Consider the following 12,827-nt stretch of genomic DNA (forward strand, 5'->3'; position numbering starts at 1 on the left):
TCACCTTCCGGGAGTTCAGAGCCCTTTGTCGATCAGCGCGAGCAGTTCGTCGGCGCTGGCGGTCTCGATGCCGCCGGTGCCGCCGGTGCCGCCGCCGGGTCCCTCCCCGCGCCATCGGGTGAGGAGGCCGCTCAACCTGGCAGCGACGATGGACCGGGTCTCCTCGTCGGCGTCGAGCCCGGCCAGCAGCGCGGCGACCCGGTCCAGCTCACGCAGCACCCGTTCCCCGGCGGGGGCGTCGGCCGGAGCCAGCTCGCCGAGCAGGAAGTCGGCCAGCGCGACGGGGGTGGCGTGGTCGAACACGAGCGTGGAGGGCAGCGGCCGGCCCGCGGCGGCGCTCAGCCGGTTGCGCAGCTCGACGGCGGTCAGGGAGTCGAACCCGAGGTCGTCGAAGGCCTGTTCCCTGTCCACCGACTCGGCCGAGCCGTGCCCGAGCACGTCCGCCACCTGTCCCAGCACCAGGCCGAGGACGTGGTCGCGGCGTTCGTCCTCGCCCAGTGCGGCCAGCCGGGCCGCGAGGTCGGCCTGCTCGCGCCGCGGAGCCGCGGCCCTGCGGTCCCGCCGGGCCGGGAGCAGGCCGCGCAGCAGCGGCGGCAGGCTCTCGCCCCGGGCGGCGAGGGCCTTGACGTCGAACCGGGCGGGCAGCAGGACCGGTTCGGGACGGGACAGCGCGGCGTCGAGGAGGGCGAGCCCGTCGGCCGCGGTCAGCGGTACGACGCCCTCCCGGGCCAGGCGGGCCAGCTCGGCCTGGCCGAGGCCGTCGAGCATGCCGGCCGCCCACGGACCCCACGCCAGGGAGAGCGCGGGCAGTCCCCGGGCCCGGCGGGCGCGGGCGAACGCGTCGAGGAAGGCGTTGGCCGCGGCGTAGTTGCCCTGGCCGGTGCTGCCGGCCGTACCGGCCATGGAGGAGAACAGGACGAAGGCCCGCAGGTCGTGGTGGCGGGTGAGCTCGTGCAGGTGGAGGACGGCGTCCGCTTTGGGACGCAGGACGCGGTCGAGCCGCTCGGGGGTGAGCGACGTGATGGCGCCGTCGTCGAGCACTCCGGCGCAGTGGACGACGGCGGTGAGGGAGCGGCCGGTGAGGAGCTTGGCCAGGGCGCCGCGGTCGGCGGCGTCGCAGGCGGCGATCTCCACGGTCGCGCCCAGGCCGGTGAGCTCGTCGCGCAGTGCGGCGGCGCCGGGCGCGTCCGGTCCGGAGCGGCTGGTGAGCAGCAGGCGGCGCAGGCCGTGCGCGGTCACCAGGTGCCTGGCGGCCAGCGCGCCGAGCCCGCCGGTGCCGCCGGTGACGAGCACGGTGCCGTCGGGGTCGAGCGGGGCGGGGACGGTGAGGACGACCTTGCCGATGTGCCGGGCCTGCTGCATGTGCCGGAAGGCGTCCTTGGCCTGCCTGACGTCCCAGCAGGCGCGCGGGTGGGCGTGCAGGTGTCCGTCGCCGAAGAGGGTGAGGAGGTGCCGCAGCATCTCGCCGATCCGGGCCGCTCCGGCGTCTCCGAGGTCGAAGGCGGTGTAGCCGGGTCCGGTGCGGATGTCGGTCTTGCCCATCTCGATGAACCGGCCGCCGGGCTTCAGCAGCCGCAGCGAGGCGTCGGTGAACTCGCCCGCCAGCGAGTTGAGCACCACGTCCACGGGCGGGAACTTCTCCTCGAAGTCCAGCGTGCGGGAGGAGGCCAGATGCTCCTCGTCCAGACCCGTCGCCTCCCACTTGCCGGGACTCGCCGTCCCGAACACCTCCGCGCCCAGATGACGCGCGATCTGCACCGCCGCCATCCCCACCCCACCCGCGGCCGCGTGGATCAGCACCCTCTCCCCCGCGCGCAGCCCGGCCAGGTCCACCAGGCCGTAGTACGCGGTCAGGAACGCCACCGGGACGGCCGCGCCCTCCGCGAACGTCCAGCCTTCGGGCAGTGGGGCCACCTGGCGGTGGTCCGTGACCGCGAGCGGGCCGAAGGCGCCGCCGTCGAACATGCCCAGCACCCGGTCGCCCGGGGTCAGTCCGGTGACGCCGGGCCCGGTCTCGACGACCACGCCGGCGCCCTCCAGGCCCATCGGCCCGCTCTCGCCCGGGTACATGCCGAGCGCGTTGAGCACGTCGCGGAAGTTCACGCCGGCGGCGCGGACCGCGATCCGGACCTCGCCGTCCCCGAGGGGGGCGGCGGCCTCGGGCGCGGGCACGGCGGTCAGCTTGTCGAGGCTGCCCTTGTCCTCGCTGTCGATCCGCCAGGCGGCCGGCCGGCGACCCGGTTCGCCGCCCGCCCCGGCGTCGTCCGCGCGTCCGGCGGGCGGAGTGAGGAAGCCGCCGGCGCGGGCGAGGCGGGCTGCCTGCGCCTTGCCGTCACGTATCCGGAGCTGGTCCTCCCCCGTCGCCAGCGCGGCGGGGAGCAGGTCGCGCGAGGCGGGCGCGGCGTCCAGGTCCGCGAGCGCCACCAGGCCGGGATGTTCGGCCTGGGCCGACCGGACGAGCCCCCATACGGCCGCGGCCGCCACGTCGTGACCGTCGACGGCGTCCCCGGTCACGAACGCGAGCCTGGCCCCCTGCGGCCGGTCCTCGGCCAGCCACGCCTGGAGCAGGGCGAGCGCCTGCCGCAGTGCCGCGCGCACCGACTCCTCCGTGGTGAGGGCGTCGAGCGGGGTGGCCGGCTCCGCCAGGAGCAGCTCGCCGGCGGCCACGTCGGCCGGGATCGGGCCGGCCGGGTCGATCCATCGGTGGGCGCCGGACTCCTGGGCGGGGGTGACGGGTGTCCAGGTGAGCTGGTGGAGGAGCCGGTCGAGGGGCTGGGTGAGCCGGTCGGCGGTGACCTCGCGCAGCACCAGACCGTCGATCGACGCCACGGGGTTGCCCAGGTCGTCCGCCGCCTCCAGGGCCACGGCCGACGGGCCGGGCGTCAGCCGGACGCGCAGCGCGCTCGCGCCCGTGGCGTGCAGGGTGACGCCGGTCCAGGTGAACGGCAGCCGGACGGTGTCGTCGCCGGGGTCGGTCAGGTCGATGCCGTGCAGGGCGGCGTCGAAGAGCGCGGGGTGCAGGCCGTAGCCGGGTCCGTCCCGGACGGTGTCGGGCAGGGTGACCTCGGCGTAGACGTGCTGGTCGTCGGCCCAGGCGGCGGTCAGGCCGCGGAAGACGGGCCCGTAGGAGACGCCCTGCTCGGCGAGCCGTTCGTAGAAGCCGGTGACGTCCAGCGGCGTCGCCCCGGGCGGCGGCCACGACGCGAGCACGTTGTCACGCGTGTCGTCGGCGCGTGCCGGGGTGAGGAGGCCGTCGGCGTGCCGGGTCCAGCCCCCGCTGAGCGTGTGGGAGTGGATCGTGACCGGGCGGGTGCCGTCGTCGCCGGGGGCGGCGACCGTCACGTGCAGCGCGGCACCCTCACGAGTGAGCACCAGCGGCGCGTGCAGGGTCAGCTCCTCCACCACCGGGCAGCCGACGTGCGCGCCGGCGTGCAACGCCAGCTCGACCAGAGCGGTGCCCGGCAACAACGGCGTGTCCATGATGGTGTGGTCGGCCAGCCACGGCTGCGCGGCCAGCGACACCTGCCCCGTCATCACCAGCTCGTCACGCTCGGCCAGCGGCACGATCGCCCCGGCCAGCGGATGCCCGGCCGCCACCAGGCCGAGTCCCGCCGCGTCGCTCACGTTCTCCGGCGTCAGCCAGTAGCGCTGCCGCTGGAACGGGTAGGTCGGCAGATCAACCCTACGCGGCCGCAACGGCCCATAAAACGCCCCCCAATCCACCCCCACCCCACGCGCATACGCACGACCCACCCCCGACACCAACGCCCGAACCTGCGACTCCCCCCCACCCGACAACGCAACAAACCCCACCCGATCCCCAACAACCTGCGAACCCAAACCAGACAACACCCGCCCCGGACCCACCTCCAAACACGTCACCACACCCGACTCCGCCAAAAACCCCACCCCATCCGCGAAACGCACCGTCCCCCGCACATGCGCCACCCAATACTCCGGATCCAACAACCGATCACCCGCCGGCCCACCCGTCAGATTCGACACCACCGCCACCCGCGCCCGCCGATACGACAACCCCTCCGCCACCACCCGAAACTCCCCCAACATCGGCTCCATCAACGCCGAATGAAACCCATGACTCACCGGCAACCGCCGACACCGCACCCCACGCCCCACCAACCGCTCAACCGCCGCCACCACCCCCGACTCCACACCCGACAACACCACCGAAGCCGGCCCATTCACCGCAGCCACCTCCACCCCATCCCCCAACACATCACCCACCTGCTCCAACCCAGCCGCCACCGCCACCATCGCCCCACCCGACGGCAACCCCTGCATCAACCGGCCACGAGCCGCCACCAACGCACACGCATCCGACAACGACCACACCCCCGCCACGAACGCCGCAGCCAACTCACCAATCGAATGCCCCGCCACCACATCCGGCCGCAACCCCCACGACTCCAACAACCGAGCCATCGCCACCTCCACCGCGAACAGACCACACTGCGCGAACAACGTCTGATCCACCCGCTCCGGCTCCGACCACATCACCCCCCGCACCCGCTCACCCAACTCACCGAACCCGCCCAGCACCTCCTCCAACGCCCCCGCGAACACCGGAAACGCCCCCGCCAACTCCCGCCCCATCCCCAACCGCTGACTGCCCTGACCCGGAAACAACCACGCCGTCTTCCCCTCCACCACCAACTCAGCCGACAACGGACCCGACAGACCCGCCACCAACTCCTGCCGATCAGCGGCCACCACCACCGCACGCCGCTCCAAACCCGCCCGCGACACCACCAGCGAATGACCCACATCCGCCACCGACACACCCGACCGCCCCGCCAGATCCGCACCCAACCGCGCGGCCCACGCCGACACCCCACCCTCACCACGCCCCGACACCACGACCGGCACCGGAAGCGCCACACCGGCGACGTCCTCGGGCGACTGCCCGACGGCCTGCGCGGGCTCCTCCTCGGGCGACTGCCCGACGGCCTGCGCGGGCTCCTCCTCGGGCGACTGCCCGACGGCCTGCGCGGGCTCCTCCTCGGGCGACTGCCCGACGGCCTGCGCGGGCTCCTCCTCGGGCGCCTGCTCCAGGATCACGTGCGCGTTCGTCCCGCTGATGCCGAACGACGACACCCCGGCCCGGCGCGGACGACCCGCCTCCGGCCAGTCCACCGCCCGCGTCAGCAGGCTCACCCGGCCCGCCGACCAGTCCACGTGTGACGTCGGCGCGTCCACGTGCAACGAGGCGGGCAACCTCCCCTGCCCCAGCGCCAGCACCGTCTTGATCACGCCCGCCACCCCGGCGGCCGCCTGCGCGTGACCGATGTTGGACTTGACCGACCCCAGCCACAGCGGCACCTCCCGCTGCTGCCCGTACGTGGCCAGCAACGCCTGCGCCTCGATCGGGTCCCCCAGCATCGTCCCGGTGCCGTGCGCCTCGACGGCGTCCACCTCGTCCGGCGACAGGCGCGCCGCGGCCAGCGCCGCCCGGATCACCCGCTGCTGCGACGGGCCGCTCGGCGCCGTCAGCCCGTTGCTCGCCCCGTCCTGGTTGACCGCCGAACCACGCACCACGGCCAGCACCCGATGGCCACGCCGCCGCGCCTCCGACAACCGCTCCAGCAGCACCAGCCCCACGCCCTCGGAGAACACCGTGCCGTCCGCCGCGTCCGCGAACGCCTTGCAGTGCCCGTCGGGGGCCAGGCCCCGCTGCCTGCTGAACTCCACGAAGATCTCGGGGATGCTGATGATCGTGGCGCCTCCGGCGAGGGCCATCGAGCATTCGCCCTTGCGCAGCGACTCGCAGGCCAGGTGCAGCGCCACCAGCGACGACGAGCAGGCCGTGTCCACGGTGACGGCGGGCCCTTCCAGGCCCAGCACGTACGAGATCCGGCCCGACATGACGGCCGTGGAAGCCCCGGTGAGCAGGTGTCCCTCCACCCCGGCCGGGGCGGCGCCGACGCCGTACCCGCTGTACGCCGCGCCGACGAAGACGCCCGTGCGGGTGCCGCGCAGCGCGTTCGGCCGGATGCCGGCGCGTTCGAGCAGTTCCCAGGACGTCTCCAGCAGCAGCCGCTGCTGCGGATCGGAGGCGAGCGCCTCGCGCGGGCTCATCCCGAAGAAGCCCGCGTCGAAGTCGCCGGCGTCCTCCAGGAACCCGCCCTTGGTGACGTACGCGGCGCCGCTGGCCTCCGGGTCGGGGTCGAACAGCCGCTCCAGGTCCCAGCCGCGGTCGGCGGGGAACGACGACACCGCCTCCTCACCGGCGTCGACGAGCCGCCACAGCTCCTCGGGGGTGCGCACGCCGCCGGGAAGCCGGCAGCTCATGGACACGATGGCGATCGGCTCGTGTTCCCTGGCCTCCCACTCGCGCAACCGCCGGTTCGCCTTCTGCAGGTCGGCGGTCGCCCGCTTGAGGTACTCGCGGAGCTTGTCGTCATTCGCCATGGTGTCCCGCCTCATCGTTGGGTGCCGAGCTCGTTGTCGAGGATTCCGAACAGCTCCTCGTCGGTGTCCGGGTCGAACTCCGCCAGGTCGTCGTCCGGTGAGTCGGTCGCGTGGGAGTCGGTCCATCGGCGCAGCAGCGCTCGCAGCCGCGCGGTGACCCGCTCCGCGTCGCCGTCCGGCACCGTGGCCAGTGCCTCCTCCAGCCGGTCCACCTCGTCGAGCACGACGCCCGCCGGGTCGTGCTCGGCCGGGGCGAGTTCGTCGCGCAGGAGTGCCGCGAGCAGCCGGGGGGTCGGGTAGTCGAAGACGAGGGTGGACGGCAGCCGCAGCCCGGTCGCCGCGTTGAGCCGGTTGCGCAGGTCCACGCCGGTGAGCGAGTCGAAGCCCAGCTCCTTGAACGCCCGGTCGGGTGGTACGGCGTCGGCGTCCGCGTGGCCGAGCACCCCGGCGGCCTGCGCGCAGACCAGGCGGGTCAGGTCGGCCTCGTCGAGCCCGTCGAGCCCGCCGGGGCCGGCTGCGGCCGGGTTCCGCGGCTGCGCGGCCGGCTCCGTCCGGGGCTTGACCAGGCCGCGCAGGAGTCCGGGGACCGGTCCGGGCGCGGACCGGAAGGCGGCCAGGTCGAGGGGGGCCGCCAGCAGGAGGGGTTCGTCGAGGGTGCAGGCGGCGTCGAACAGGGCGAGCGCCTTGGCGGTGGGGAGGGTGCCGAGGCCGGAGCTCCGGATCCGGTCGAGGTCGCCGTCGTCCAGGTGCCCGGTCATGCCGCTGCGCTCCTCCCACAGTCCCCAGGCGAGTGACTGGGCGGGCAGCCCCTGGGATCGGCGGTGCGCGGCGAGGGCGTCGAGGGCGGCGTTCGCGGCCGTGTAGGCGGCCTGGCCCGCGGGAGCGACCAGCGACGCCGCGGAGGAGTAGAGGACGAAGGCGTCCACATCACCCACCAGCTCGTGCAGGTTCCACGCCGCCACGGCCTTGGCCCGCAGCACCGCCCCCAACCGCTCCGGCGTCAACCCCTCCACCACACCGTCATCCAGCAACCCCGCACAGTGCACCACCGCACTCACCGAACGACCCGCCAGCACACCCGCCAGCGCCTCCCGATCAGCCACGTCACACGCCGCGACCTCCACCACCGCGCCCAACCCCGCCAACTCCGCACGCAGCTCCGCCACCCCGGCACCCGCCGCACCACCACGGCTCACCAGCAGCAACCGCCGCACCCCGTACGCCACCACCAGATGACGAGCCACCAACCCGCCCAGCGTGCCCGTCCCACCCGTGACCAGAACCGTCCCCCCAGGACCCAGCCGCGGCGGCATCGTCAACACGAGCTTGCCCACATGCCCGGCCCGCTGCATCACCCGGAACGCCTCCGGCGCCCGCCGCACATCCCACGCCCGCACCGGCAACCGCCGCAACGCGCCACCCGCGAACAGCTCCAGCACCTCGGCCAGGATGGCCCGGATGCGCTCGGGGTCCACGGCGATGAGGTCGAAGGCGGTGTAGCCGGGTCCGGTGCGGATGTCGGTCTTGCCCATCTCGATGAACCGGCCGCCGGGCTTCAGCAGCCGCAGCGAGGCGTCGGTGAACTCGCCCGCCAGCGAGTTGAGCACCACGTCCACGGGCGGGAACTTCTCCTCGAAGTCCAGCGTGCGGGAGGAGGCCAGATGCTCCTCGTCCAGACCCGTCGCCTCCCACTTGCCGGGGCTCGCCGTCCCGAACACCTCCGCGCCCAGATGACGCGCGATCTGCACCGCCGCCATCCCCACCCCACCCGCGGCCGCGTGGATCAGCACCTTCTCCCCCGCGCGCAGCCCGGCCAGGTCCACCAGGCCGTAGTAGGCCGTGGCGAAGACACCCGCGACCGAGGCGGCGTCGGTGAAGGACCAGCCGTCGGGGATCGGCGCCAGCAGGCGGTGGTCCGTGACCGCGACCGGCCCGAAGGCGCCGTCCATCAGGCCCATGACCCGATCACCCGGCGCGAGGCCGGTCACGCCCGGGCCCACCTCGGTCACCACGCCCGCCGCCTCGCCGCCCATGGGCGTGCCCCGCTCGGGCACCATGCCGAGGGCGACGACGAGGTCGCGGAAGTTCAGCCCCGCCGCGCGGATCTCGACCCGCACCTCCCCCGCCTCCAGCACCCGACCGGCGGCGGGCTCGGGCACCAGCCGCAGGCCGTCCAGGGTGCCCGGGTTCACGGCGTCGAGCCGCCAGAGGCCGGGGGGCGGCACCAGTGCCCGCCCGGTCGCCGCCCGGGCCAGCCGGGGCAGCAGCACCTCGCCGCCGCGCACCGCCGCCTCCGTCTCCTCCTCCAGGGCGGCCAGCACGGCCAGGGCCGGCAGCTCTCCCCCTCCGGGATCGAGGTCGAGCAGCGCGAACCGGCCGGGATGCTCGGCCTGCGCGGCCCGCACCAGCCCGTGGGCGGCGCCCGCCGCCGGGTCGCGGACGTCCGTGGCCGCCGCACCGGCGGTGACGACGACGAGCAGGTGCTCGCCGTCTCCGGCCAGCCCGGTCCGCACCGCGTCGAGCGCCGCCTGCGCGGACTCCTCCGCGCTCCGGCCGGTGGGCAGCACGAGGAACTCCACCTCGGGCGCGCCGCCGTTCACCTCGACGCCCGCCCCGGCCAGCGCCGCGGCCAGGGCTTCGGCCGGGGCGCCGGCGCCGGTCACCGTGCAGCGGCGGGTGCGCGGGTTCCGGTACGGCGACGGCGTCCAGTCCACCCGGTACAGGTGGTCCAGGTTCGCCGTGTCCATGGGGCGGGAAGCGAGTGAGGCCACGGACGCCACCGGCCGCCCCGCCGCGTCGGCCAGCCCCAGGGTCAGCTCGCCCGAGGCGGATTTGGCCAGCCGTACCCGCAACCGGGTCGCCTCACGGGCATGGACGCGCACGCCCGACCAGGCGAACGGCAGCCCCGGGGGGCCGGAGTCCAGCACGGCCTCGGCGTGCAGGGCCGCGTCGAGCAGCGCGGGATGCAGGCCGAAGCCGCTCGCGCCGGCGTCGCCGGGCAGGACGACCTCGGCGTACGCCTCGCCGTCCAGCAGCCACGCGGCGGTGAGCCCGCGGAACCGCGGCCCGTACTCCAGGCCCTGGTCGGCCAGCCGGTCGTAGAGGCCGTCGAGGTCCACCGGCGACGCGCCGGGCGGCGGCCAGGCGGTGAGCTCGACCGCGGCGGGCCCGTCCTCGCGGGTCAGCGCGCCCGTGGCGTGGCAGGTCCAGGGCGAGACGTCGTCCTGGCGCGAGTGGACGGCCACCGGACGGGTGCCCGACTCGTCCGGCGCGCCGACCGCCACCTGCAGGCGCACGGCCGAGCCCGCCGGCAGCGTCAGCGGCGCCTGCAACGTCAGCTCCTCCAGGCAGCCGTGCCCCACCTGGCCGCCGGCGTGCAGGGCGAGTTCCACGAACGCGCTGCCGGGGAGCAGCGGGCTGCCGGACACGACGTGGTCGGCCAGCCACGGCTGCGCCGCCTGCGACAGGCGGCCGGTGAAGAGCACCTCGTCGGTGCCGGCCACCGGCACGGCGGCGCCCAGCAGCGGGTGCTCGGCCGCCGCGAGGCCGGCGGACTCCAGGTTGGGCCGCTCGTCACCCTCCAGCCAGTAGTGCTCGCGCTGGAAGGCGTACGTGGGCAGGGCCGCCGCCGGGCCGTCCCCGAGCAGCGGGCCCCAGTCCACGGCAGCGCCCCGCACCTGCGCCTCGGCGGCCGACAGCGCGAACCGGGCGAGGGTCGCCTCGTCGCGGCGCAGCGTGCCGATCACGGTGGCGCTCTCCGCGACCTCCTGCACGGCGGAGGTCAGCACCGGATGGGCGGTCACCTCGACGAACAGCCCGTGCCCCGGCAGGGCCGCGACGGCCTCGCCGAACAGCACCGGCGAGCGGAGGTTGGTGTACCAGTACGAGGCGTCGAGCCTGCGGGCGCCGAGCGGCTCGCCGGTCACGGCGGAGCAGAACGACACCCGCGGCTCGCGCGGCGCCAGTCCCGCCAGCGCGTCCAGGAGGGGTTCGCGGAGTGGTTCGACGTGGGGGCAGTGGGAGGCGTAGTCCAGCGGGCTGATGCGGTGGGTGCGGACGTCGTCGGACCTGAGCCGCCGCTGCAGCTCGTCGAGCGCGCCGGGCTCGCCCGTGACGACCACCGCGCCGGGGGCGTTCACCGCGCCGACCCACAGCCGGCCCGCCCAGGGCTCCAGCCGTCGCTCGGCCTCCGCGGCGGGCAGGCTCACCGCCATCATGCCGCCGGAGCCGGACAGGTCGCGCGTGATGATCCGGCTGCGCAGGGCCACCACCTTCGCGCCGTCCTCCAGGGTCAGCGCGCCCGCCACGCAGGCCGCCGCGATCTCGCCCTGCGAGTGCCCGACGACCGCGTCGGGTTCGACGCCGTACGCGCGCCACAGCTCGGTCAGCGCCAGCATGATCGCCCAGGAGGCGGGCTGGACGACGTCCATCCGGTCCGGCACGGGGGCGCCGGGGTCGCCGCGCAGCAGGTCGGTGAGCTTCCAGCCGACGTACGGCGCGAGCGCGGCCTCGCACTCCTCGATCCTGGCCGCGAAGGCGGGGGCGGTGTCCAGCAGCTCCGCCAGCGCGCCGGGCACCACGGACGTCTGGCCGGGGAAGACGAAGGCCACGCGGGGATCGAGCTCCGCCGCGCCGGACACCACGCCCGGCGCCGGCGCGGCCTCGGCCACGGCCCGCAGGCCGGTCAGCAGGTCGGCCCGGTCGCGCCCGACCACGACGGCCCGCTGCTCGAACGCCGTCCTGCCGCCGGCCAGTGCCCGCGCGACCTCCTCGGGGGCGAGGCCGGGCGCTGACCCGAGGTGATCGAGGAGTTTGGCGGCCTGGGCCGTCAGCGCGCCAGGTGTCCGGCCCGACAGCGGCCAGGGCACCACGACCGGCACCACGACCGGCTCTGTCGTCGTGTCCTGGCCGGCGGCCCCCCCGGCGTCCTGACCCACGGCCGGGACGGCACCCTGACCCGCGATCCGGCCCGCGGACGGTCGGCCGGGTGCGGGCGGCTCCTCACCGGTCGCCGGCTCCGGCGCGGGCGGCTCCTCCAGGATGAGGTGGGCGTTCGTGCCGCTGACGCCGAAGGCCGACACGCCCGCCCGGCGGGGCCGCTCGGGCGTGCCCGGCCAGGGCTCGTCGGCCGTGGCCAGGACGACGCCGCCGGAGGACCAGTCGACCTTCGGCGTGGGCTCCGTCACGTGCAGCGTCCTCGGCAGGACGCCGTGCCGCATGGCGAGGATCATCTTCATGACGCCGGCCACGCCCGCGGCGGCCTGCGTGTGCCCCAGGTTCGACTTGATCGAGCCCAGGCGCAGCGGCCCGCGGTCCGCCCGGGCGTTGCCGTACACCGCGAGCAGGGCCTGCGCCTCGATGGGGTCGCCGAGCACGGTGCCCGTGCCGTGCGCCTCGACGGCGTCGACGTCGGCGGGCGAGAGACCCGCGTCGGCCAACGCCTGCCGGATGACCTTCTGCTGGGCGGGGCCGTTGGGGGCGGTGAGCCCGCTGCTGGCGCCGTCCTGGTTGGCGGCGCTGCCGCGGATGACGGCCAGGACGCGGTGGCCGTTGCGCCGGGCGTCGGACAGCCGTTCCAGCAGCAGCATGCCCGCGCCCTCGGCCCAGCCGGTGCCGTCCGCGTCGGCGGAGAACGCCTTGCACCGGCCGTCCGGCGACAGCCCGCGCTGCCTGCTGAACTCGACGAACGTGGCGGGCGTGGACATCACGGTCGCCCCGCCGGCCAGGGCCAGCGAGCACTCTCCCCGGCGCAGCGCCTGGACGCCCAGGTGGAGGGCCACGAGGGAGGACGAGCAGGCCGTGTCGACGGTGATCGCCGGGCCTTCGAGCCCCATCACGTAGGAGACCCGCCCGGTGGCGACCGCGCCGTCGCTGCCGTTGCTGAGGTAGCCCGCCACGTCCTCCCGGCCGGAGCCGCGGGTGCCGTAGTCGTGGTAGATGACGCCCGCGTACACGCCGGTGTCGCTGCCCTTGGCGCGTGCCGGGTCGATCCCGGCGTCCTCGAACGCCTCCCACGAGGTTTCGAGCAGGAGCCGCTGCTGCGGGTCCATGGCGACGGCCTCGCGCGGGCTGATGCCGAAGAAGGCGGCGTCGAACCAGGCGGCGTCGTGCAGGAAGCCGCCCTCGCGCGTGTAGCTCTTGCCGGGGGTGTCCGGGTCGGGGTCGTAGAGCCCGTCCACGTCCCAGCCCCGGTCGGCCGGGAACCCGGTGACGGCGTCACCGCCGGACTCCAGCAGCCGCCACAGCCGTTCGGGTGTGTCGGCGCCGCCGGGGAACCGGCAGCTCATGCCGATGACCGCGATGGGCTCGCCGAACTTCTTCAGCCGCCCGCGGGCCTCCCGCAGGTCGGCGGTCGCCCGGCGGAGGTATTCCAGGAGTTTGGCCTCGTTTTCCACGGA

At 75.2% G+C, this 12,827-nt stretch carries 2 protein-coding genes; both read right to left on the reverse strand.

The window, feature by feature from the left end; all coding sequences use genetic code 11:
- Positions 1–15 precede the first annotated feature (15 nt).
- A complete protein-coding gene (locus tag FHU36_RS39230) occupies positions 16–6,429 on the reverse strand; it encodes a type I polyketide synthase (protein ID WP_185089185.1) in 6,414 nt (2,137 codons plus the stop codon).
- Between the two features lie 11 nt (positions 6,430–6,440).
- On the reverse strand, positions 6,441–12,824 hold the full coding sequence (locus FHU36_RS39235; protein ID WP_185089186.1) for a type I polyketide synthase: 6,384 nt from the start codon (positions 12,822–12,824) through the stop codon (positions 6,441–6,443).
- Between the last annotated feature and the right edge of the window lie 3 nt (positions 12,825–12,827).

Source organism: Nonomuraea muscovyensis, assembly GCF_014207745.1.
Classification (GTDB): Bacteria; Actinomycetota; Actinomycetes; order Streptosporangiales; family Streptosporangiaceae; genus Nonomuraea; species Nonomuraea muscovyensis.

Excerpts from the sequence above, each read along its gene's own strand:
- FHU36_RS39230 (WP_185089185.1), bottom strand. The coding sequence starts at position 6,429 with ATGGCGAATGACGACAAGCTCCGCGAGTACCTCAAGCGGGCGACCGCC.